Source organism: Mucilaginibacter sp. dw_454, assembly GCF_018449775.1.
Lineage (GTDB): Bacteria > Bacteroidota > Bacteroidia > Sphingobacteriales > Sphingobacteriaceae > Mucilaginibacter.
Map to the genome: position 1 here is coordinate 487,212 of NZ_JAAVVB010000002.1, position 22,114 is coordinate 509,325.

A 22,114-nucleotide genomic window follows, 5' to 3' on the forward strand; every position below is an offset into this window, starting at 1 on the left:
ATAGGGTATTTAAAAAGATATTACATCGATGAATTTTGTTGAAGAATTACGCTGGCGGGGCATGCTGCATGATATTATGCCCGGAACTGAGGAGCTGTTAAATAAAGGTATGGCATCTGGCTATATCGGTTTCGATCCAACTGCCGATTCGTTGCATGTTGGGCATTTAACTCAGATCATGACACTGATCCATTTTCAGCGTGCCGGCCACAAGCCTTATGCGTTAGTTGGCGGTGCCACCGGTATGGTTGGCGACCCTTCGGGTAAATCGGCAGAGCGTAATTTGCTTTCTGAAGATGTCTTGCAACATAATCTGGAAGCAGTAAAAGCGCAGTTGCAAAAATTCCTGGACTTTAATAGCGGTACAAACAGTGCCCAAATGGTTAATAATTACGATTGGTTTAAAAACTTCACCTTCCTGGATTTTATCCGCGATGTGGGTAAACACCTTACCGTAAATTACATGATGGCGAAAGACTCGGTAAAAAAACGCCTTGAAGGCGATACCGGCATGTCTTTCACTGAGTTTACTTACCAGTTGGTTCAGGGCTATGATTTCTACTACCTATGGAAGCACAATAATTGTGTGCTGCAAATGGGTGGCTCAGACCAATGGGGGAATATAGTAACCGGTACAGAACTGATCCGCCGTAAAGATGCCGGCGAAGCCTATGCGTTAACTACCCAGCTTATAAAAAAGGCTGACGGCACCAAATTTGGCAAAACAGAAAGTGGTGCGGTTTGGCTTGATCCGGCACGTACATCGTCTTACCAATTTTACCAGTTTTGGTTAAATACTACCGATGTTGACGCTAAATCATATATACGCATATTTACCCTTCTAGACCGCGAGGTTATAGAAGCAATGGAAGCCGAACATGATACTGCACCGCATTTACGCGTATTGCAAAAAGCTTTAGCTAAAGATATCACTATCCGCGTACATGGAGAGGCCGAGTATGAGAAAGCCATCAAGTCATCAGAGTTTTTGTTTGGTAATACCGGCATTGAGTTTTTGAATGAGCTAAATGAGGCCGAAGTAATTGGCTTATTTGAAGGTGTTCCTAATTTTAAAATCGTGTTGAGTGATTTGCAGGCGGGTATTAGCGCTACTGACTTATTAGCTGGTAATACACAAGTTTTCTCATCAAAGGGCGAAGCTAAAAAAATGATTCAAGGTGGTGGTGTTGCTATCAACAAAAATAAAATAGGTACTCCTGAAGATATTTATACTGCTGATCATTTGATTGGTGGTAAATTTCTTGTCGCACAAAAAGGGAAGAAGAATTATTTTTTAATTATTGCGGAATAAATTTGTGTTTCAGACATTTTGTAGTTATTTTTGATTAAATGTCTGAATATTATGAGCGACGATACTTCAAATAACCAGTTAAATGAGCCTATGATGGCTTATGGTGCGCAACCTAATCTGTTTGCAACGGTGTTAGGGCAGGCTGTGAGGCAGTTTAATGGCATGGGTAGCCAGGAGCTTTTAAAAATAAGTCGCCAGGGTTTGCCAAAGCGCGGTTTGATGGCTTTGGCTAAAAGGATCTCTCTTACTATCCAGGAGTTTTCTAACATCATGCATATATCTGAGCGTACTTTGCAACGCTACGATGATGATGCTATCATTAAAACTGAATACGCAGAAAAAGCTGTTGAGCTTGCACGCCTTTATACTCGTGGTGAAGAAGTATTTGGCTCTTTAGAAAAATTTAAAACCTGGATGAAAACCCCGCTTTATGTTTTTAGCGGCGAGGCTCCGGTATCCTTATTAGATACTTCTGTGGGGTTTGATATCGTTTTTAAAGAATTGGGCCGTATTGAGCACGGCATTTTTGCCTGATGCTTCTTTATCGTATTACCAGGAAAGACTTTGCAGACTTGAGCGGAACAGGCTCACGCCTATATGGCGGGCGTTGGAACAGCGAGGGTAAGGCGGCGGTTTATTTAGCCTCTTCGCGCTCATTAGCTATGCTGGAAGCGCTGGCGCATTTAAGCCCGACGAATGTTCCTGACGATCTGTGCCTGATGGTGGTAGACGTTCCTGAAAACTATGTCGAACTTGATCTTAAATTGCTACCTAACACATGGGAGCGTTATGACGATCAATACGCACTCAAACAAATAGGAAATAATTTCTTGCTAAAAAAAGAAAAACTCCTGCTTAAAGTGCCATCGGCGCTGGTTAAGCAGGAGTTTAATTTTTTATTTAACCCTCTTCATCCTAAGGCAGGCGAAGCAAAGATCATATCAACCGAGCCTTTTGCATTCGACTCGAGATTGACTTAAACGATTATAAATCGCTCAATAATTCTAATTTCTTAGCGTTATATTCTTCCTGGGAGATCAAACCGTTATCAAACAATGTTCTCAGTTTTTTCAATTTCTCGGTTAATACATCCGGTTTTGCTTCTTCGTGTTGAGATACTACCGGTTCTGGTTTTACTTCGGGCTCCGGTTGTTGAAATTGTGGCGTTTGTACAGCAGGTGTTGGATGAAAGGGCTGCTCATATTGCACAGAGCCAGATTCTGCGCGTTTTTCTTCCAGGTCGCGCAGACGGCGGGCTTCGCGCTCGGCTTCTTTACGCTCTTGTGCGTATTGATACAACTTCCGGGCTTGTATTTTAGGCAGGTAATCAACCCCCATTTCGGCGCCATTGGTGGTTTTTACGCTGAATATAGCGCCGATGATTTCTTCCTTGGTATAAACGTCCACAACGTCCTTCCAAACAAAATCAACAAATTTTATAGAAAGGCCCAGGTTTGCCGGGGTGAAAAATAACACACGTTTATTGGTGATAGCAATACAGTCTGGCAATATGTTTACCAAAGGTTTTTTCTGTACGGCTATGTATATAATTTCTTCTCCGGTTGTAAGCAGGTCCACCAGTCTGGTGTAAACTTTTTCTAAAGCTTTCGGGTCCTGCTCGTCACGCAAAAATTTATCCATCATTTTGAATCAGTATTTATTATGAGCTGCAAAAATATATAAATTCTGTTAGTTGTATGTTAAGTTTTAAGCTATCAGCAAATTACAGCCGCGTATGTCGGCATTATCAAAACGCCCCAAAACTTCAAAGCTACCATCAGCATAAGCCCTGCCTAAATCTTTTGTGGCGATAAACGAGCAGGAGTTAATATTAGCCAAATCAATCACATTGATACCGCCAACCTTACCATCGGTAACTAAGCTCAGCGGGTCATTGGTATCGCGGGTAATGATCTTCATCCAGGGTGGGCAGTTAAAAATACCTTCACCCTTGGAGTATCCTTGTGATAGTAACTCAGTCATCCCGTATTCCGAATGAATAGCCGACACGCCAAACCCATTGCACAAAACTTCATGCAATTCTTCCCGAATCATTTCTTTGCGACGGCCCTTCATGCCGCCTGTTTCCATCACAATCAGTTCGGGGAAATTAATTTGATGCTGTTCCACAAAATCCAATAAGGCAAAGGTCACACCTATTAATAGGGTAGGCTTTTTGGCTGCTTGTTGTTTGGCTAATTGTACTGCTAATTCATCGTAATTATAAAGGTAAAAGCCGCTAGCGGGGTTGTTGGACTGGGTGATCAGATCCTGCGCCATATAAATTAGTGACGATCCTTGCCGTTCCAGGTAGGAGGGCAGCAGGGCCAATACCGTGTAATCCTTTATATCGCCATAAAATAAATTGAACGCCTTACGGAAACTTTCTTCATACCAGCTCACATCCGTTACATAATGACTGCTGGTTATCATTCCAGTGGTGCCTGAGCTTGTAAAAGTTACCTGCATTTCGTCTTTTGAACTCAAAATATGGTGGCCTTTAAAAAACTCAATGGGTAAAAATGGAATTTGCTTAACGGTATTAATGGTCTGTGGATCAACGCCCAGCCCACTAATGAAATTGTTGTAAACCTTACAACTTTCAGCTTGATGCCTGAAAATCTGCAAAGCTGTTTCGGCAAATGCTTCGTCACTATTAATACAAAATACCTGCTGTTTGTCGGGCTTCATTGCCGCAAAGATAGTGAGACTGAAATATTTGAGCGAAACCAAACTCAGATAGGATAATTTGATGACCAATCAATCTGATATTAACGAAAACAACTGATAGGTTTACAGGTTTTTCAAGAAACAATTCAAATAACAAAATGAAAACATTCAAATTATTTATAGTGCCGATGCTTTTAAGCGTATTTATTGTATTAGCATCTGCAACCGATGTAAGTAAAGAAACAGAACGCGTCAACAAATCTACTCAGGTATTAAAAGACTTTAGTAAAATGAAGGAAAGCATTCCGCATGATTTGATTGCCGAATACGAAGGTGTGGTCATCATTCCGGGCTTATTAAACGCTGGCTTTGGCATAGGCGCCAAACGCGGTAAAGGTGTAGCCCTGGTAAAATTACCTGATGGTAAATGGAGCGACCCGGTATTTATAACCATGACCGGCGGCAGCCTTGGCTTGCAAATTGGCGTGCAGTCTACAGATCTGGTACTGGTATTCCGCCATAAAGGTGTGCTTGCTAAGGTTAAAAATGGCGACTTTACTATTGGCGGCGATATCTCTGCAGCCGCTGGTCCGGTTGGTCGCAGCTCGCAGGCTACTACCGACTATAAGCTGGAAGCCGAAGTATATTCATACTCGCGCAGCCGCGGTTTATTCGCAGGTATCAGCATCCATGGTTCAAACCTGGCTATTGATAAAGATGCCAATCATGCATTTTATAATAACAAACTAGCTTCTGCAGAGATCTTTGAAACCGGTAAAAGCAGCGATGAAGCGGTAGTTAGCCTTAAATCTGCTTTAAGCGCATTATAAAGTTTTTAACGGTTTAATAGCAGTGGGTTTTAAGCCCATTGCTGTTAGCCTTACTTTAAAGTACTGAAAATTATGAGTTTCATAATTTTTCACACTTGTCAATCTTTTCCGGCTGTATTGTAGTCTTTTTATAGAATAAAAGTCGTTTATTAGCTGTTGAAACAGGCAATTGCCGTCAATTTTTTGGCTGTTAGTGCGATGAATTGTATGCATGGTGCCGACTCGATCTGAATAGTTATATGGAAGAGAATACGATAGACCCCGAATTAGATATAAACAAAGTTGTTGCTGATGACGATACGTTTCAGCATATAAATAACCCTATAGTTGGGATAAAACCCATCATCAAAAAATACCTGGGCGTGCCAAATCATGCCGACCAGATAGGAAATAGATTTTATTTTACCGATGGGGAGGCCAAGGTTGAGATAATTGTTGTTACTGATGAGATTATCCGCGTAAGACTGGCACCCCACGGTGTTTTCCTTGAGGAATTCTCATACGGGGTACCCAAGGTGCCTAACACCGCTACAGCCTTTACTTTGTTTGAAAACGATACCGAATTTCGCGTATCTACAGGCGTTGTAAATTGCCATATCCGTAAGGCCGATTTCTTTATTTCTTTCTCGGACAAGAACGATAATATTACCAGCTCTGACGCGGTGCCTATGCACTGGGAAGAAAACGTAGCTGCCGGGGGGTATTATGTATTTTGTACCAAGGTAGCTCTGGCTAAAGAAGCATTTTTTGGTTTAGGCGATAAACCGACCGAGCTTAATTTAAGAGGCAAGCGTTTTGTAAACTGGAATACCGACGCTTACTCTTTCCAATGGAACCAAGACCCGATTTATCGTACCATACCTTTTTACATTAGCATTAACGAAGGTATTTCGCACGGTATTTTCTTCGATAATACCTTTAAATCGCACTTTGATTTCGCGTCCGAAGATAATACCCAAACCAGTTTCTGGGCAGACGGTGGCGAATTACAATATTATTATATCCACGGTCCGCATATGATGGACGTGGTTAAAAACTACCATACATTAACCGGTACGCACCCTATGCCGCCACTTTGGGCACTGGGTTATCACCAATGTCGCTGGAGTTATTATCCTGAGGCTAAAGTGAGAAAGATTGCTACCACCTTCCGCGAAGAAAATATTCCTTGCGATGGGATCTACCTGGATATCGATTATATGGATGGCTACCGTTGCTTTACCTGGAACAACAAATATTTCCCTGATCCTAAGAAAATGGTGAAGGAATTAGCCGACGACGGATTTAAAGTGGTCGTGATTATCGACCCGGGTATCCGTGTTGATGATAATTATTGGGTATTTAAAGAAGGCAAAGAGAAACGTTATTTCTGTCGCCGAAGTGATGATTACTTTATGGAGGGCCATGTATGGCCGGGCCGCTGCCAGTTCCCTGATTTTACAAACCCAGAGGTGCGCGAATGGTGGGGTGGTTTATTCCAGGGCCTGGTAGATGCTGGCGTAGCGGGTGTTTGGAATGATATGAACGAGCCGGCGGTTTTTGGCACCCAAACTTTCCCTGATGATGTTCGTCACCAATATGATGGTCACAGAGGATCGCACCGTAAGGCACATAATGTTTATGGTATGCAAATGGTGCGCGCCACCTACGAAGGCTTGCGTACGATAATGAAAAACAAACGTCCGTTTACCATTACCCGTGCGGGATATTCGGGCGTGCAACGTTACTCGTCTGTTTGGACAGGTGACAACGTAGCTACCTGGGAGCATTTGAAACTGGGTAATATCCAATTGCAGCGTTTGTCAATGTCTGGTATTGCTTTTTGCGGTACCGATATAGGTGGTTTTAGCGGCGAGCCTGATGGCGAACTGTTTACGCGTTGGATCCAGTTAGGCACCTTCTCGCCGTTTATGCGTGCGCACTCTGCGGGCGACACCAAGGAGCGCGAGCCGTGGAGCTTTGGCGAGCCTTATACCTCTATTAACCGTACATTCATTGAGCTACGTTATAAACTATTGCCTTACCTATACTCAACTTTTTGGGAGCATCATCGCTATGGTTTCCCTATTTTGAGGCCTATTGTAATGCAAGAGCAGTTGGAGTCTGATAACTACTTCCGTCAGGATGAGTTTACTTATGGCGATAAGATCTTGATTTGTCCGGTACTGGAAGCAGGTCAGAAAAGCCGCCGTGTATACCTGCCTACCGGCACCTGGTACAATTTCTGGACCTTGGAGATTGTTGAAGGCGGTAAAGAGGTAGAAGTACAGACACCGTTAGAAACCATCCCGATCTTTATTAAAGCCGGCGCGGTAATACCAGAGTACCCGGTGCAACAATATGTTGGCGAAAAAGAGATTGAAGAGGTTAAACTAAACATCTATTTCAGCGAAATTGAAGTGAATTCCTTCTTCTTTGAAGATTACGGCGAAACTTTTGCCTACGAGCAGGATATCTATTCGGAGAAAAAGTTTGTAGTAGGCGGCAACAAAACCGGTATGAGCATACAACAAAGCCTGGAAGGTTTGTATACCCCACGCTATGAAACTTATGCATTGACTATATCAGGGCTGCCATTTAAACCGTCAAAGATAACTGCTGATAGTAAAGCCATTAAAGATTTTACCATAGAAGGTGGCCTCTTAGAATTTAAATACAGCAAAAACTTTAAGCGGATCGAAATAGCTTAAGGTTAATTGTTATCATAAACAAAAGCCTTGCCTGTTTAAATGGGCAAGGCTTTTGTTTTGTATGCCGGGTGTCATCCTGAGCCGGTCGAAGGATGAGCGTAAAGGCCCGCCGCTTTGCAAGGCCCGCCCGCATGCTTCGAGAGCCTCAACATGACACCCATTATTTAAGTTTAAAGGCATTCCTAGCCGTTTATTCTCAAACTATTTACCGGGTTAGCTAATGCCGCTTTTACTGTTTGCAAGCCTATCAGTATCGCCGTTAAAACTGTGAGCAGCCCCATGGTAATTAAAAAAGGCAAAGGGGTAATATTTATGCGGGATGCATAACTGTCTAACCAATGCGTCATGATTATATATGCCAATGGACAGGCTACTATGCCGGCGATCGCCACCGTCGCCAGGAAATCTTTCATAAACAGCATCATTATGCCGTTTACAGATGCACCCAACACTTTGCGCACACCAATCTCTTTGGTGCGTTTTTGTACGCTTAAAGATATCAGCCCTAATACGCCCAACAACACAATGATGATGGAGAGTGCAGTCGCAATTGACGCTGCTTTTCTTAACTGAAGCTCGGTAGCGTAAACTTTTGCCAAAGCATCATCCATAAATTTATATTCGAACGGCGTGCCTGGCATTAACGCGGTCCATTTTTTCTGGACAGCGGCCAGGTTGCTTTGCAGATTGCCTGGTTTTAGGCGGATAGAGAAATACCGATACATGGAAATATAATTATTGTTCATGAAGGTTATTGGCTGAACTTTATTATGCATCGACCCGAAATGAAAATCAGCTGTAACGCCTTGTACAATAAAAGGTTTTGACGAATAAGCCCAGATCATTAATGGTTTGCCAATGGCATCTTCGGCTCGGTCCCATCCCAATATTTTAGCTTCTGTTTCATTGATGACGATTTTTAAGCTATCGCCTTTGGCATAAACAGGATTGAAAAATTGCCCGGCTTTTAGCGGGATTTTATAAGTTGCCAGATAGCCGTCATCGCATTCCATGCCGGTGCTGCTAATTACCTTGTTGGGTAGCTCGGGGCGATTGATAATATAATTACCGCCGTTGTGTCCGTCAGGTATTTCATAAGATAATGATACATTACGTACCTCGGGCAGTTGCGACAACCGAGAACGAACGTATTCCATTTTTTGTACCCCTTTGGGCGACCAGTCGCGCGATGGTTGAGCGTAGACCACGTTCTCTTTATTGAATCCCAAACTATCGCCAAAAAATAAACTAATCTGTTGCGAAATAACAATGGCGCTGATTAATACCACAGCGGCTATGCTAAATTGAAATGCAACTAAGGTTTTGCGAAGTAATACACTTTCTTTTACCGAGCTTAATTCCCCTTTTAAGGCGTCAACAGATTTTGAAGCCGATAGTACAAATGCCGGATACAGGCCGGCCAAAGCGCCAACTAACATCGCAAATACAAACGGTATCGGGATTATGTATGCCGGGAACGAAAACAGTCCCGGAACTTCTTTACCTAAAACATCACTAAAATAAGGTTTGGCTACTAAGTAAATAATCACTGCAATCAAAGTTGATATCATCACCAAAACGATAGATTCAATCAGAAACTGTAGGATAATCTGTTTGCGCAAGCTGCCCAGTACCTTGCGAATCCCCATCTCGCGCATACGCCCCGCCGAACGTCCTATACAGATGTTGACGAAATTGACTATCGCCATAAATAATATAAACAGCGCTATGCATGATAAGGTATAAACCATTTTTTTGATCAGCCCGTTATTGGACTCAAGATTATAATCCGTCAATTTTACCAGATAGGGTGTCACCTGCTTTTTGATAGTATTGTCGGGTTCATACTTTGCAAGAATTTGCTTCATGGCTGCATTTACAGTTTTTGGGTCGACGCCAGGTTTTAATTCCAGATAACAAGCCATATTTAAATTCCACCAACTTGAAATATCGCGCTTAAAAAATTTACCTGCTTCAATGTTGAAGAAAAATCCATTGTCAGAAACAATGCCGGTTACAGAATTTTTGGGGATATCATCTAACACGGCGCTAACAGTAAAATCATGCCGTTCTGAGCTGAAGTTTTCAAAATTTATGGTTTGCCCCACTACATCTGTACGCCCAAAATACTTATCAGCCATTTTGCGGCTGATGACTACCGAAAAAGGATCTTTAAGCGCTGTCGTAACATCGCCGCTTATATGTTTAAATCCATATACTTTTAGCAGCGTGCTGTCGCCTATTTGAAGGTCTTCTCTAAAATGTTTATCGTTTTTTGCTACGTAGCTGGTTATTAAATCGGCCCGGTAGTAGTTGGCAATAAGGTTGGGGTAGTTGTCTTTCAAAGCTTTTGGCAGCTCAGCTACTGTACCAACGTCATTGCTGAAATTAGGATCGATAAACTTGTTCATAATAATGTATTGGTTATCGACATTTTTAAGCTGCCGGTTTACCTGGAGTTCGCTCCACACATAAGCACCGATCAATAAAGTGAAGGCAATGCCGATAGACAATCCAAAAATATTAATCAGCGAGAATGCCTTGTTTTTAAGAATGTTTCTCCAGGCAATGATAAAGTAATTGTGCAGCATAAGTGTTTGGTTTTAAACTAAGTTAAACCCTAACTGTTAAGGAATGAAAACATTAACATTTTTTAACGTGCCTAAATTGCCCCGGCTCGTAACATATATTGTTAATTATATTGTGCACCAAACAATAATGATATATTTGATTGTTATTACTAAACTCATTAACTTAATTGAGTTTATCTAAACGCCTGCAAAGGCTATCCACCATGGCAAAAAAGACCACCACTACACAACCCGAATCTGCGAAAGCGAAACCGGAAAAAGCCGCTACAACCAAAGTCGTTAAAGAAAAAGCTCCTGCAGCGAAAGCCCCGGCAAAACCGAAGGCCGCAGCCAAAAAGCCAGTAACTAAAAACGTTGTAGCTGCAAAAAACGTGGTTAATGCTACCGAATCCTTAAATGATGTTCGGCGGGTTATTCCTTATAGCCGTTTTACAGATTTTGATGTGGCGCTGTTTCAGTCGGGCAAACATTACAGGTTGTATGAGAAGTTGGGTTCGCACGTGGTGGAGTATAATGGGGTAGTGGGTACTTACTTTGCTGTTTGGGCGCCAAACGCACAATATGTGGCCGTAATAGCTAATTTTAATTATTGGGATCGCGGATCGCACCCTTTATATAACCGTTGGGATGGCTCGGGCATTTGGGAAGGCTTTATACCTAACGTAGGTAATGGCGAGGTTTATAAATATTTCATCAATTCAAATACCGGCGAGGACCTGGAAAAAAGTGACCCCTTTGCTTTACGCTGGGAAATACCACCGCTCACAGGCTCAATCGTAGCAGATACTTTTTATGAGTGGAAAGACGCCGGCTGGATGGCTAACCGCTATCAGCATAATGCCTTAGATAAACCATACTCGGTTTACGAGATGCACCTGGGGTCATGGGCACGTGATTGGGACAAGCCAGACGAGTTTTATACTTACGAGCAACTGGCCGACATGCTGGTGCCTTACGTGCGAGATATGGGCTTTACCCACGTAGAGTTTATGCCGATTGCCGAGCATCCGTATTATCCAAGCTGGGGCTACCAGGTTAGCGGTTATTATGCGGCTTCATCCCGCTATGGTACACCGCAGCAACTGATGTATTTGATAGAGCTTTTTCACCAGGAAGGTATTGGTGTGATCTTAGATTGGGTTCCATCACATTTCCCCGGCGATGCGATGGCGCTTTATAAATTTGACGGTACGCACCTTTATGAGCATGAAGATGCCCGCAAAGGTTTTCACCCCGATTGGAAATCATACATATTTAACTACGGCCGTAATGAGGTTAGGGCTTTCCTGATCAGTAACGCAATATTTTGGCTTGATCGTTACCATGTGGATGGTTTACGTGTGGATGCGGTAGCATCAATGTTGTATCTGGATTACTCGCGTAAAGCAGGTGAGTGGGAGCCAAACGTTTTTGGGGGTAACGAGAACCTGGAGGCGATATCTTTCTTAAAAGAATTTAATGAAGCGGTGTATAGCCACTTTCCAGATATACAAACCATTGCCGAAGAGTCTACCTCATTTACAGGCGTAAGTCGCCCTGTATTTTTAGGCGGATTGGGTTTTGGGATGAAATGGATGATGGGCTGGATGCATGATACGCTGAAGTATTTTGCAGAAGATCCTATCAACCGCAAATATCACCATAATCAACTAACCTTTAGTTTGATCTATGCCTTTACCGAAAACTTTATGCTGCCTTTCTCGCATGATGAGGTGGTATACGGCAAAGGCTCTTTGCTACGTAAAATGCCCGGCGATGAATGGCAGCAATTTGCCAACCTGCGCTTATGTTATAGCTATATGTTTACCCATCCCGGCACTAAATTATTATTTATGGGTGCCGAGTTTGGCCAGGGTGATGAGTGGAACTTCCAAACCGCATTGCCTTGGTATGTTACCGACTATCCAAACCATAAAGGCATCAGCGAAACTGTAAAAGCGTTGAACCATTTGTATCGTGCGGAACCTGCACTATATGAAAAGGGATTCTCGTCTGACGGTTTTGAGTGGATTGACGGCGGAAATGCTGACGACTCGATCGTAGTTTACATGCGTAAGGGTAACAACCCTAAAAATGATTTACTGGTAGTGTTAAACATGACACCGGTTACGCGTCATAATTATCGCATAGGTGTACCTACAGCGGGCGAATGGGTAGAGATCTTTAATTCGGACGCGGAGAAATTCTGGGGTAGTGGTGCGGCGAATGTTAAACCGGTAACAACCGAAAAGGAAAGCTGGCACGGCAGAAGCAACTCAATAAACATCGCTTTGCCTCCATTGGGCGCAGCTATATTTAAGATTATATAATATAAACAGATAGCAAGGAAATTACATTTTTTGGTAGGCTGGATATACTTTTAGGTAAAATTTTGCCTAAAGGTATATCTGTTTTAAATCAAGACTATATTTTTACCAAAATTTTGATTTTTAGCGATTTAGGTGATTATATTTAGGGTAGTAACCCCTAATAAAATGAAATTATTCCTATCGCTAATTTTTGCTTTAGCCGCTATAGCCTCATTGGCATTTGCCGTTTACACTGCTATTCCAATTTTTCCTTACATCAAAGATCCTACCGTTGCATTAAGTTTTGTGGTTTTCCTGATTTTTTATTACCTGGCTTATCGCACCTATAATGGCCGCAAGAAAGTAGTGAACTAACCCAGGCTACTGCGCCCACACTTTATTTTCGACTTTTATTCTTACTGTTAACATCATAGCGTTAAGCAGCGAGAAAACTATTGCGGTATAGTAAAGATGAAACACCAGCGGGATGATGGCTATCTCGCAAACTACCTCCATATAATTAGGATGTTTGAAGATTTTGTAAGGCCCTTTTTTAACCGGGTAAACGCCCGGTATGCGGTATATTTTGGTGTTCCAATATTTGCCCAGCGATGACAGTGCCCAGAATTTGAAGGACAGCACCACTAAAAATGAACTCAACGCGATCCAACTGATAGGTTCGCCGCCACGCCAGTTATATTCGGTTATAATAGAAAGAATAAAGAGCGTATGCATAGAAACCATATACGGATAATGGCTTTGACCGTATTGAATGGCGCCGTTTTGCAGCAACCATTTCTCGTTACGCCTGGCGATGTAAAGCTCTGATAGTCGCTGCAGGATCAGGAAAGAAATGAATACGATAAAATACATTTTAATCGTTAGTCAACTTTAACAACACCATCTCGCTCGAAAACCCCGGCCCCATGGCCATCATTAATCCGTAACCGTCTGTAAAGCCCTCGGTCATAAATCGTTCTAAAACATAGAGTACCGTAGCACTGCTCATGTTGCCGTTATCGTTCATTACTGCACGGGTTTTGTTTAGAAAATCTCCCTCAACCTGCAGGGCATCGGCATAGGCGTCTAAAACCTTTTTACCGCCTGGATGAAATATAAAGTTTTTGATATCGCCGAGCTGCAAATTGTGCCTGCCTAAAAAATCAGTGATATCAGCCTTCACATTTTCATGAATGAATGTAGGGATATCTTTTGAGAAAAGTACCTTGAAGCCAGTATCGTTAAAATCCCAGCCCATCACATCCAGCGAGTCATAATATAATTTACTGCTGGCTGCCACGTAGGCCACTTTGTTTTGTTTTTGAGTATGATTATCGCCTTTAACAATAACAGCTGCTATACCGTCCGAAAATAGGCTTGAACCTATAAAATTACTCTTGCTGTAATCGGTTTTAATCAGCGTCAATGAGCATAGTTCAACTGCTACTAACAGCACTACCGCATTAGGGTTAGCAATGGCCGCCATATTAGCTTTAGCCATGCCCGATACCCCGCCGCCGCAACCCAAACCCCATAGCGGGCTACGATTTACATGCGGGTTCAATCGCATCTTGTTGATGATTAAACCGTCGAGACTGGGTGTGGCCAAACCGGTTGTAGATACAAAGAAAATGTCTGTGATATCTTCCTTGCTGATGCCTGCTTTTACAATGCACTCCCCGATAGCTTGTACCGAATAGTTCAGTGCGTTTTCTATATAGTCATTATTACGCTGTTCAAAGCTATTTGGCTCGGCGTAGTAAGACAAAGGTTTACAGAAATTGCGGGTGATGATCTCTGTGTTATCGAACGCGAAGATCAGTCGGTCAGTCTGTGGGAAGTTAGCCGAAAAAAGCTCGTGCGCTTGTTGCTTAACATCTTGTTGTTTTGTTTTGTAAGGTAGATCTATGGTAGATGCTGCTGCTATATGGGGCATACTTTAAATACGGCGTTTTATGAGCGTTAGTTGCCCATAGACAAGCAAGATAGGCGATATTTGTTTGATTAGACCCTATAAAAGAAAAAGACCGGCACATTAACAACGTACAGATCTTTCTTCGTTTGTTTTTATGCCCATTACAGCAGGCCGCGTTTTACGCCCAACTCTAAACCGCGTAACTCTGCCAAACCTTTCAGGCGGCCAATAACCGAATAGCCAGGGAAAGTTTTGTAGTTGAAGTCATCCAATAATTTATGTCCATGATCCGGGCGCATGGGTATGGCTACATCATCGCGACCGGCTTCTTGTCTTTTTTGTTGCTCCAGCACCAGTGCTTTCATCACCGCGTACATGTCGGTACTGCCTTCCAGGTGATTATCCTCATAAAAACTGCCATCCGCTTCGCGCTTAACGTTGCGTAAATGCAGGAAATGAAAATGCTGCCCCAATCGCTCAACAATACCCGGTAAATCATTATCGCCACGGGCACCTAAAGAGCCGGTGCAGAAGGTAATGCCATTGCTGGTAGATGGCGCGGCATTCACCACGTCATTCAGATCCTGCTCGGTCGAAACTATCCTGGGCAAACCAAAGATCGGGAACGGCGGATCGTCAGGATGAACGCACATTTTAATGCCCAGTTTCTCCGCGTCAGGTACTATGGCTTGCAGGAAGTAAGCCATGTTAGCCTTTAACGCAGTCGCGTCGGTATCGGCATAACGTTTTAAAAACTCTTTAAATTGGTCAATGGTCAGTACATCTTTGGTGCCCGGTAAGCCGGCCATTACATTGTTGATGAGTTGTTGTTTTTGTTCGGGAGTAATGCTATCCAGATACGCTTTGGCCGCCTGTTGCTGTTCTGGGGAAAATTCATCAAATGCACCGGGGCGTTCTAAAATATAAAGATCAAACGCTGCAAGGGCAGGGGCATGAAAGCGTAAGGCAGAGGCACCGTTTGGCAACCGATAATCAATATCGGTCCGCGTCCAGTCTAACACAGGCATAAAGTTGTAGCAAACCGTTTTAACGCCTGCGGCAGATAGGTTCTTTAAAGTCTCGATATAGTTTTTGATATGCTGATCGCGACCAGCAGAAGCTGTCTTGATCGTATCATGCACATTCACGCTTTCGACAACAGACCAGCGGAAGCCCGCCGTCTCAATGATATCCTTACGTTTCTTTGTTTCTTCCAAACTCCATACCTCGCCGGTAGGGATGTGGTGCAGGGCATTGACAATGCCCGTAGCACCGGTCTGACTAATGGCCTGCAGTGTAGCGGCATCGTTTGGCCCATACCAACGGAAGGTCTGTTCTAAATTACTGATCATTCAGCGTGATGTTTTGAGATACAAATAAACAGTATTTCACTTATAAAAAACAACCCCCTTGTTTTTAACAAGAGGGTTGAAAATGCACGAGCATTAATATATCTTACCAGAACATAGAGTACAATGCCACCAGGATGCCGCAAATTAATACTGTACCTACAGCAAAGCCTTTTGATGTTCTAAACATTTTGGTATCAACCTCTAATCCGTGAACTTTATCACCCTTAGCGTTTTCAATCATGGAAATGATATACATACCAACTACACAGATCAGAAACACGAAACCCATGCGGTCAATAAACGGCATTTCGTACACACCAGCGGCGTTTTTAGCAGAGAAACCATAAGGCGCCAATGATGCAAGATTAATGTAATTAGGCATAACCTTGAACCCGCATGAAAGAATGAAACCGCCAATAGTTGCAAATAATGCCGCGTTTGACGTTGTTTTTTTCCAGAAGAAACCTAAAATAAACATGGCAAAAATACCCGGCGACACAAAGCCCGTATACTCCTGGATGTATTGGAAACCACCTTTTTTATCAATGCCTAAATGACGGCATAAAATAATACCAAGTAACATGGCTACAACAACAGTTATTTTACCAACAACTACGGTTTGTTTTTCGGTCATGCCCGGGTTAATCTTTTTATAAACATCTAAAGTAAAAATGGTAGCGATACTGTTTGCTTTACCTGCTAATGAAGCAACCACAGCAGCAGTTAATGCGGCGAATGAAAGGCCCTTTAAGCCAGATGGCAATAAGTTTAGCAAGACAGGGTAAGCACGGTCAGGCGTAACATCTGCGCCGATACCTATTTTGTCGTAAAATCCAAATACGTTTTGTTTGTACAAAATGTAAGCCGCAATACCCGGTAATACCACGATAACCGGCATCAATAATTTCAAGAAAGCTGCAAATAAAATACCGCCACGGGCAGTTTTTAAATCGGCACCTAAAGCACGTTGGGTAATGTATTGGTTACAGCCCCAATAGTTAAGGTTCACAATCCACATACCGCCAATCAGTACGCTTAAACCCGGCAGGTCAAGGTAGTTGGCATTGTCATGGCTAAAAATCATATGGAAGTGATCTGTCGCCTGGCTTCTCATAACGTTTAAGCCGCCTAATATACCATGCGCACCATAATGGGTTGACACAAGGTTAACAGCTATATAGGTGGTTACTAAACCACCTAATATTAAAAAGAATACCTGTATAACATCGGTATAGCCAATAACCTTCATACCGCCTAGTGTAATGATCACCGCGAAGATGGCCATGCCCCAAATACAGGCTTCTAAGTTAACACCCGATATTGCGCTAACTGCCAGAGCACCCAGGAACAATATTGAGGTGAGGTTAACCACCACGTATAGTAAAAGCCAGAAAATAGCCATGATCATGGCCACCGTACCGTTATACCGCTGGTTCAGAAACTGCGGCATGGTAAATATTTTGTTCTTGAGATATACGGGGATAAAAAATATCGCTACAACAATCAGGGTAGCTGCAGCCATCCACTCATAAGTAGCAATTGCAAGCCCCATTTTGAAGCCAGAGCCACTCATGCCGATAAATTGCTCGGCCGATATGTTTGAAGCGATTAGTGAAGCGCCTATGGCCCACCAGGTTAAAGAACCTTCTGCTAAGAAATAATCATTAGATCCGGTTTCGGCTTTACGCTTGCGCCAGTAAACCCATAATCCGTAAGACGCAACTACTACAAAATAAATTGCAAATACTACATAGTCGCCGGTTGTCAGCTTATTCATTTTTAAAGTTTATAAATTGGTTAGGCAATTATAAACTTTATATCACGCTTTTTCAAACGATAAGTGCCGATTGTTACAAAAACTGACTAAAAGGTAAATATCACTTATCAATCGTGATCTGGTTAGGCTCTGACGCAATAATCTGTATGGTGTTTTTGTAGAGTAGAAGTGTACCTGTTACGCATAGATGTTTGGTTTTAAGATTGGCCCAATCCAGTTGCAGTTTATTGCCTTTCACAGCAATGGTGAATTTTTCGTGAGGGACATTACCACCCATATAAAGATAAGTAACGGTGTCACTCAGTATTTTTACCTGATAAACAACATCGCGCAGCGTAGCTTCTTTGTATAAATGACTACGATATTCGGACGGCGCAAGTGGTTTATCCTGAGCTTTAGCCGCTATTGCGACACTGCTTATTAAGCCGAAGGCGAGTAATATCTTTTTCATGGTTGACGGTATATCACTATCAACCCTAAAAATGTCTGAATGTTCTTATAATAGCGCCAATTACTTTACGATTGTAAAATAGGGGAACCCTGTTTGCGACGGATAGCTTACATCATACTTTAAAACACCGTTAACCCAAATTTTATCTATTTTGTTGTCGTCGGTGGTTGTACTGGTGATAGTATCCTTTTTTAGTTTTCCGAAGCCGATAATAAACGGGTTGTGCTCATGATCAGCAGTAAAACGATAAGCTTGCTGGTTATGCTCATTAGTAATTAGATAGCCAGACTCTTTTGCAAAGCTAACCGTCATTGAATCGGTGATTGATTTGGAGGTAACAGCATTAGTATTATATTGATAGGTTTCATAAATATAACCTTTCATCAGAGCTGAATTTGCGTTTGCAAATAAATTATTACCTGCACTATCAAGAATAGCAAACTCCACCACATAGCTGGTAGAAGGAGGCATAACAACGCAACAAAGTCGATTTGCTTTTTTGCAAGAGGCAATAGCTAAAACAGATAGAAAAATAAGGGAGACGGTTTTTAGTTTCTTCATGACAGGTATCAGGTTTAAAAGGTTAAGTCTAAATTAATAATAATAAAGTAACAAAACAAAAAATCCGGCCATCGTAAAATGGCCGGATTCCAAAAAAAACTTATAATAATTTTACTTATAATAATTTATTGAAGTTCAGCAGCAAAGCCACCGTTACGCGCCATTTTAATAGTCATTTTATCACCAGCTTTAACTTGTGCGGTTTTGCGGCGATAATCCATAGCCTGGCGGCCGGCGTTTATGCCATCTTCAAAATAAGTCATGGTATAAGTTTTACCTTTTTCCAGGAAGTCGAAATTCAATTCGATTGTTCTGGTTTTTTCTTGATTGTTGGTAATGCCGCCAATAAACCATTTATCACCTTTCCGTTTTGCTACCACGGCTACCTGGCCAACATCGGCTACCAAAGCTTTGGTTTCATCCCAGATGGTAGGTACACTTGTTATAAATTCGGTACAGTCAGGGTTACGGTAATAAAGTGTAGGGTTATCGCACAACATCTGGATGCTGGTTTCAAATATTACATATAACGCCAACTGAGAAACCCGAGTGCCTATGCTAGCTGCGTTAGGGCGCTCGGCCCTGTAAGACTCAGGCTGCATGTTAATCATAGAGCCGGGCGTAAAATCCATGGGGCCAACTGCATTACGCATGAAAGGCAGGTAAATGCTATTGTCTGGCCTGGTGCCCCCCATCTGCTCTAAACCACGCACACCTTCGTACGATACCAGGTTAGGATATTTAAACTCTAAACCAGCGGGTGTAAATGCGCCGTGGAAATCAACAAAAACTTCATTTTTAGCAGCTTCTTTAGCTACGTCTTCGTAATAGTTAACCATCCACTGGTCGCTGCGCTCCATGAAATCTATTTTAACACCTTTGATACCCCACTCGTGGAAGGTTTTAAACAGCTCCATATGATTGTGTACCGTTAACCAGCTTAGCCATAGTATAATACCCACATGTTTTTCCTTACCATAACGAATCAGCTCTTTTACATCTACATCCGGATTAGGTGTGTATGGATCTTCAATGGTTTTGGCCCAACCTTCGTCCATCACAATGTACTTAATACCGTATTTTGAAGCAAAGTCAATGTAATATTTATAAGTAGCCAGGTTATAGCCCGATACAAAGTTTACATCTGGTCCATAAGGCGCAGCATCGTTCCACCATTCCCAGCTGGCCTGGCCCGGCACAACCCAGGTTGGGTCGCCAATAACGCTTTTTGGCGCCAGCTTTAGGTTCATGGTATTTTCAAGGATCTGTTTGTCGTTGCTGGTGATGACAAAATAGCGCCATGGAAAATTACGTGTGCCTTTAGTTTTGGCTATGTAATCTGCAGATTTAAGAATTTTCTGACTACGATCTCCGTCAAAGCCAAACTCAAGCGGCGTTTTTGGGAATGTACCTACAGCGCCATTATCGCCGGTGCTTTTTAAGAACATGCCCGGGTAATCGCTCAGGTCAGTCTCGCTGATCAGTATTTTATAATTTTGTTTGGTGTCGATCAAAAACGGCAGGTTAGCCATTTTATCGGTTGGTTTCCAGTCGGCCGACGAAATATGAGTATATGCTTCTTCGTAAGCACTTTTAAAGCCCGGCGGCTGCTGTACATGCAGTAAGTAATCTGCAGGGAAATTGATTCCGAAGTCTTCATTTAGTACTTCAACATCACCTTTTTTAGTCGTAACAAAACGGTAAGCTATACCATCATCAAAAGCACGAAATTCAACCGCATAATCGCCTTTAAAAGTTAAAAGCACCCAATTGTAAACGCTGTGAACAGTCGAGAATTTTATAGGGAGATAAGGTTTGATAACCTCATCGCCTTTTCCTTTTTTAGTGTTTACCAGTTTAGGGTTTTCGCCTAAAACGCCGTCGCGCAGGCTCATAGCTAAATGGTTTTTGCTTAATAGCTCTTTGCCCTGGCCAGATACCGAGTAGTAAATTTTATCGCCTATGGTAATGGCTACTTTGATTTCGCCGTTTGGCGATACCAGGTTAATGGGCTTGCCTTCTGCATGCAATTGTATTGTTGCTATTAAAAGCAACGATATGCAGCAGACAAATTTGTTCAAAAATTTCATAATAGTAATTGGTTTATAACTAAATGTCGGGGCTAAAAGTAAGTTTTTTTAGGCAATCCCGAATATTATTTTGAGTTATAAAACAAAACCTCCGTTACTATAACAAAATGGTTACGTAACAGGAGGTTTGTCAATTATGAGAGATAATTAGGGGCTTATCTGATAGTCATACTATCTGAAAATATCTGTGATTACTTTACCTTGTCCATAATCCATATTAAAATGAAGCAGTTTGGCAACGGTGGCGCTAATATCCACCTGTTCATAAGGGGTATCAAAACCTATACCTTGTTGAAAATCAGGGCCTAAACCCAGGAAACCTATATGGCGGCAGCCATCACAACCATCGCCATGACTAATAAAACCATCAGCTACATTAGGCAGATGACGGCCATGATCATTTGTTATAATAAAAGTGGTTTTACCGCGATAGACGTTATCGTTTTCAACAAAGTCATAAATCTGTTTAATGTATTCGTCGGTTTTCTTAATTGCCGCTATGTAGCCGGGCCAATCGGATGAATGCCCGTGAACATCAGGATCTTTAAAATTAATTAGCATTAAGTTGGGGTGATAAGTTGCAAGTACCCGTTCTGAATGTACAAATGTGGTATCGTCTGACCGATAGCCGCTAAACAAACCATTGATGCCGCAATCTGCACGGGGCATGTATTGGTTGGCCCAGCCCGCAGTTTGACAGTTGGCCAATATTTGTAACTTATCTTTCGAGGCAACTACCCATGCTTTTTCGGCCGGCTTACCGGTGGCTTTTAAAAACTCTTGAAAAATACTAGGATACATTGGTAGCACCTGTCCGGTGTTTTCCAGGTTTTCGTAATTGCCGGTGCAAATTGCATCATGCCCCGAGTCGGTGTTAGTGGTACCCAGATTGCGGAAATTGGCCAACATTACGCCATGGCCATATAAAGCAAACTCGTTTGGGATATTTGCAAAGGTATAATCGCCCCAGGTTTCGCTGTAACGAGGGCCATCCATTACGATGATAATAACGTTTTGGGTAGCGCAGCAGCCATTATACGGGGTGCTGTTATCAGGATTGCTTTGTACAACAGGCGATTGGCTGCTGTGGGTACTGGTAGTAGTGCCTCCGGCAACCTTCGTTGTGGTGGGCGCAGTTGCAACGGTACTATCGTTACTATTCGGGTCGGATACTGGTATTTTAGTTTCTTTGGCGCATGACACTGCGCAAAAAACTAAAATAACAATAGCCGCCCGTAGTAAACGGTTTGGGCATCGCATAGTTTAAATTAATTAGGGCTTATAGATACAAGTATAAAGCATTTATTTTGTTGTAACAAAAAAGATACAACATTTTTTATCGAATATAAATATCTGATTTTTAGTTGTTTATAATTTAAATTCTAATTATCGATCAAAAAAAAGAAAATACAAATGATTTGAACGTCGAAATTCTGCGCGTTTTGGCTTACTACGTTAAGTGGTAATAGTAAATGGTAAGAGAAAGAAAAATTAATTCTGCAATCGATTGTATTTTAAACGTTAAAAAAATTAATTTGCGGGCTGCAATCAGCAACCAGTTATAAAACATTTCACCATCAGCCCATC

General features: G+C 42.2%; 18 protein-coding genes. 7 read left to right on the forward strand and 11 right to left on the reverse strand.

Annotation, left to right across the window (positions count from 1 at the left end; genetic code table 11):
* Positions 1 to 28 precede the first annotated feature (28 nt).
* From tyrS to HB679_RS09350, 3 genes are read left to right on the forward strand one after another with little or no spacing between them, the layout of a single operon-like run.
* Positions 29 to 1,312, forward strand: coding sequence for a tyrosine--tRNA ligase (tyrS, locus tag HB679_RS09340; protein WP_214071693.1), 1,284 nt, complete (start codon positions 29 to 31; stop codon positions 1,310 to 1,312).
* Between the two features lie 51 nt (positions 1,313 to 1,363).
* Positions 1,364 to 1,846 (forward strand): antitoxin Xre/MbcA/ParS toxin-binding domain-containing protein, encoded by a 483-nt coding sequence (locus HB679_RS09345; protein WP_214071694.1) that lies wholly within the window; start codon positions 1,364 to 1,366, stop codon positions 1,844 to 1,846.
* A complete protein-coding gene (locus HB679_RS09350; RefSeq protein ID WP_214071695.1) occupies positions 1,846 to 2,292 on the forward strand; it encodes an RES family NAD+ phosphorylase in 447 nt (148 codons plus the stop codon). The genes HB679_RS09345 and HB679_RS09350 overlap by 1 nt, the downstream gene beginning before the upstream one ends.
* A 4-nt stretch (positions 2,293 to 2,296) precedes the next feature.
* Here the strand turns inward: HB679_RS09350 and HB679_RS09355 are convergent, their stop codons facing one another.
* Together HB679_RS09355 and HB679_RS09360 are read right to left on the reverse strand one after the other, a co-directional pair.
* Positions 2,297 to 2,956, reverse strand: coding sequence for a PH domain-containing protein (locus HB679_RS09355; protein ID WP_214071696.1), 660 nt, complete (start codon positions 2,954 to 2,956; stop codon positions 2,297 to 2,299).
* Positions 2,957 to 3,019: 63 nt separating this feature from the next.
* Positions 3,020 to 4,003 (reverse strand): acyl transferase, encoded by a 984-nt coding sequence (locus HB679_RS09360; RefSeq protein WP_214071697.1) that lies wholly within the window; start codon positions 4,001 to 4,003, stop codon positions 3,020 to 3,022.
* Positions 4,004 to 4,140: 137 nt separating this feature from the next.
* On the opposite strand from HB679_RS09360, the gene HB679_RS09365 reads away from it, so the two are divergent.
* Together HB679_RS09365 and HB679_RS09370 are read left to right on the forward strand one after the other, a co-directional pair.
* A complete protein-coding gene (locus tag HB679_RS09365; RefSeq protein ID WP_214071698.1) occupies positions 4,141 to 4,812 on the forward strand; it encodes a lipid-binding SYLF domain-containing protein in 672 nt (223 codons plus the stop codon).
* A 239-nt stretch (positions 4,813 to 5,051) separates the two neighbouring features.
* Positions 5,052 to 7,502 carry a TIM-barrel domain-containing protein gene (locus tag HB679_RS09370; RefSeq protein ID WP_214071699.1) on the forward strand — a complete coding sequence of 817 codons (2,451 nt, stop codon included), beginning with the start codon at positions 5,052 to 5,054 and terminating at the stop codon, positions 7,500 to 7,502.
* A 182-nt stretch (positions 7,503 to 7,684) separates the two neighbouring features.
* Here the strand turns inward: HB679_RS09370 and HB679_RS09375 are convergent, their stop codons facing one another.
* Positions 7,685 to 10,093 (reverse strand): ABC transporter permease, encoded by a 2,409-nt coding sequence (locus HB679_RS09375; RefSeq protein WP_214071700.1) that lies wholly within the window; start codon positions 10,091 to 10,093, stop codon positions 7,685 to 7,687.
* Positions 10,094 to 10,296: 203 nt separating this feature from the next.
* Between HB679_RS09375 and glgB the strand changes: the two genes are divergently transcribed.
* Both glgB and HB679_RS09385 read left to right on the forward strand, forming a co-directional pair.
* A complete protein-coding gene (gene glgB / locus HB679_RS09380; RefSeq protein ID WP_214071701.1) occupies positions 10,297 to 12,402 on the forward strand; it encodes a 1,4-alpha-glucan branching protein GlgB in 2,106 nt (701 codons plus the stop codon).
* 165 nt (positions 12,403 to 12,567) lie between these two features.
* On the forward strand, positions 12,568 to 12,756 hold the full coding sequence (locus tag HB679_RS09385) for a hypothetical protein (protein ID WP_214071702.1): 189 nt from the start codon (positions 12,568 to 12,570) through the stop codon (positions 12,754 to 12,756).
* Positions 12,757 to 12,762: 6 nt separating this feature from the next.
* Here HB679_RS09385 and HB679_RS09390 read toward each other — a convergent pair whose 3' ends face one another.
* The 8 genes from HB679_RS09390 to HB679_RS09425 all read right to left on the reverse strand — a co-directional run bounded on the left by HB679_RS09390 (position 12,763) and on the right by HB679_RS09425 (position 21,787).
* Entirely contained in the window at positions 12,763 to 13,254 is a 492-nt protein-coding gene (locus HB679_RS09390; RefSeq protein WP_214071703.1) for an isoprenylcysteine carboxylmethyltransferase family protein, read from the reverse strand.
* 1 nt (position 13,255) lies between these two features.
* Positions 13,256 to 14,317: a 3-oxoacyl-[acyl-carrier-protein] synthase III C-terminal domain-containing protein gene (locus HB679_RS09395; RefSeq protein WP_214071704.1), complete on the reverse strand. Its 1,062-nt coding sequence runs from the start codon at positions 14,315 to 14,317 to the stop codon at positions 13,256 to 13,258.
* A gap of 140 nt (positions 14,318 to 14,457) precedes the next feature.
* Positions 14,458 to 15,648, reverse strand: a complete 1,191-nt coding sequence (gene uxuA / locus HB679_RS09400; RefSeq protein ID WP_214071705.1) for a mannonate dehydratase — start codon at positions 15,646 to 15,648, stop codon at positions 14,458 to 14,460.
* Between the two features lie 103 nt (positions 15,649 to 15,751).
* A complete protein-coding gene (locus tag HB679_RS09405; RefSeq protein WP_214071706.1) occupies positions 15,752 to 17,425 on the reverse strand; it encodes a sodium/solute symporter in 1,674 nt (557 codons plus the stop codon).
* Positions 17,426 to 17,525: 100 nt separating this feature from the next.
* Positions 17,526 to 17,876, reverse strand: coding sequence for a hypothetical protein (locus tag HB679_RS09410; RefSeq protein ID WP_214071707.1), 351 nt, complete (start codon positions 17,874 to 17,876; stop codon positions 17,526 to 17,528).
* 60 nt (positions 17,877 to 17,936) lie between these two features.
* Positions 17,937 to 18,437, reverse strand: coding sequence for a hypothetical protein (locus HB679_RS09415; RefSeq protein WP_214071708.1), 501 nt, complete (start codon positions 18,435 to 18,437; stop codon positions 17,937 to 17,939).
* A 125-nt stretch (positions 18,438 to 18,562) separates the two neighbouring features.
* Entirely contained in the window at positions 18,563 to 20,527 is a 1,965-nt protein-coding gene (locus HB679_RS09420; protein ID WP_214071709.1) for a glycoside hydrolase family 97 protein, read from the reverse strand.
* 171 nt (positions 20,528 to 20,698) lie between these two features.
* Complete coding sequence (locus HB679_RS09425; protein WP_214071710.1) at positions 20,699 to 21,787, reverse strand: alkaline phosphatase family protein; 1,089 nt, start codon at positions 21,785 to 21,787, stop codon at positions 20,699 to 20,701.
* Positions 21,788 to 22,114 lie beyond the last annotated feature (327 nt).

Excerpts from the sequence above, each read along its gene's own strand:
- HB679_RS09420 (WP_214071709.1), bottom strand. The coding sequence starts at position 20,527 with ATGAAATTTTTGAACAAATTTGTCTGCTGCATATCGTTGCTTTTAATA.
- HB679_RS09405 (WP_214071706.1), bottom strand. The coding sequence starts at position 17,425 with ATGAATAAGCTGACAACCGGCGACTATGTAGTATTTGCAATTTATTTT.
- HB679_RS09425 (WP_214071710.1), bottom strand. The coding sequence starts at position 21,787 with ATGCGATGCCCAAACCGTTTACTACGGGCGGCTATTGTTATTTTAGTT.
- HB679_RS09415 (WP_214071708.1), bottom strand. The coding sequence starts at position 18,437 with ATGAAGAAACTAAAAACCGTCTCCCTTATTTTTCTATCTGTTTTAGCT.
- HB679_RS09390 (WP_214071703.1), bottom strand. The coding sequence starts at position 13,254 with ATGTATTTTATCGTATTCATTTCTTTCCTGATCCTGCAGCGACTATCA.
- HB679_RS09345 (WP_214071694.1), top strand. The coding sequence starts at position 1,364 with ATGAGCGACGATACTTCAAATAACCAGTTAAATGAGCCTATGATGGCT.
- HB679_RS09370 (WP_214071699.1), top strand. The coding sequence starts at position 5,052 with ATGGAAGAGAATACGATAGACCCCGAATTAGATATAAACAAAGTTGTT.
- HB679_RS09355 (WP_214071696.1), bottom strand. The coding sequence starts at position 2,956 with ATGATGGATAAATTTTTGCGTGACGAGCAGGACCCGAAAGCTTTAGAA.
- HB679_RS09365 (WP_214071698.1), top strand. The coding sequence starts at position 4,141 with ATGAAAACATTCAAATTATTTATAGTGCCGATGCTTTTAAGCGTATTT.
- uxuA (WP_214071705.1), bottom strand. The coding sequence starts at position 15,648 with ATGATCAGTAATTTAGAACAGACCTTCCGTTGGTATGGGCCAAACGAT.
- HB679_RS09385 (WP_214071702.1), top strand. The coding sequence starts at position 12,568 with ATGAAATTATTCCTATCGCTAATTTTTGCTTTAGCCGCTATAGCCTCA.
- tyrS (WP_214071693.1), top strand. The coding sequence starts at position 29 with ATGAATTTTGTTGAAGAATTACGCTGGCGGGGCATGCTGCATGATATT.
- glgB (WP_214071701.1), top strand. The coding sequence starts at position 10,297 with ATGGCAAAAAAGACCACCACTACACAACCCGAATCTGCGAAAGCGAAA.
- HB679_RS09375 (WP_214071700.1), bottom strand. The coding sequence starts at position 10,093 with ATGCTGCACAATTACTTTATCATTGCCTGGAGAAACATTCTTAAAAAC.
- HB679_RS09360 (WP_214071697.1), bottom strand. The coding sequence starts at position 4,003 with ATGAAGCCCGACAAACAGCAGGTATTTTGTATTAATAGTGACGAAGCA.
- HB679_RS09350 (WP_214071695.1), top strand. The coding sequence starts at position 1,846 with ATGCTTCTTTATCGTATTACCAGGAAAGACTTTGCAGACTTGAGCGGA.
- HB679_RS09395 (WP_214071704.1), bottom strand. The coding sequence starts at position 14,317 with ATGCCCCATATAGCAGCAGCATCTACCATAGATCTACCTTACAAAACA.
- HB679_RS09410 (WP_214071707.1), bottom strand. The coding sequence starts at position 17,876 with ATGAAAAAGATATTACTCGCCTTCGGCTTAATAAGCAGTGTCGCAATA.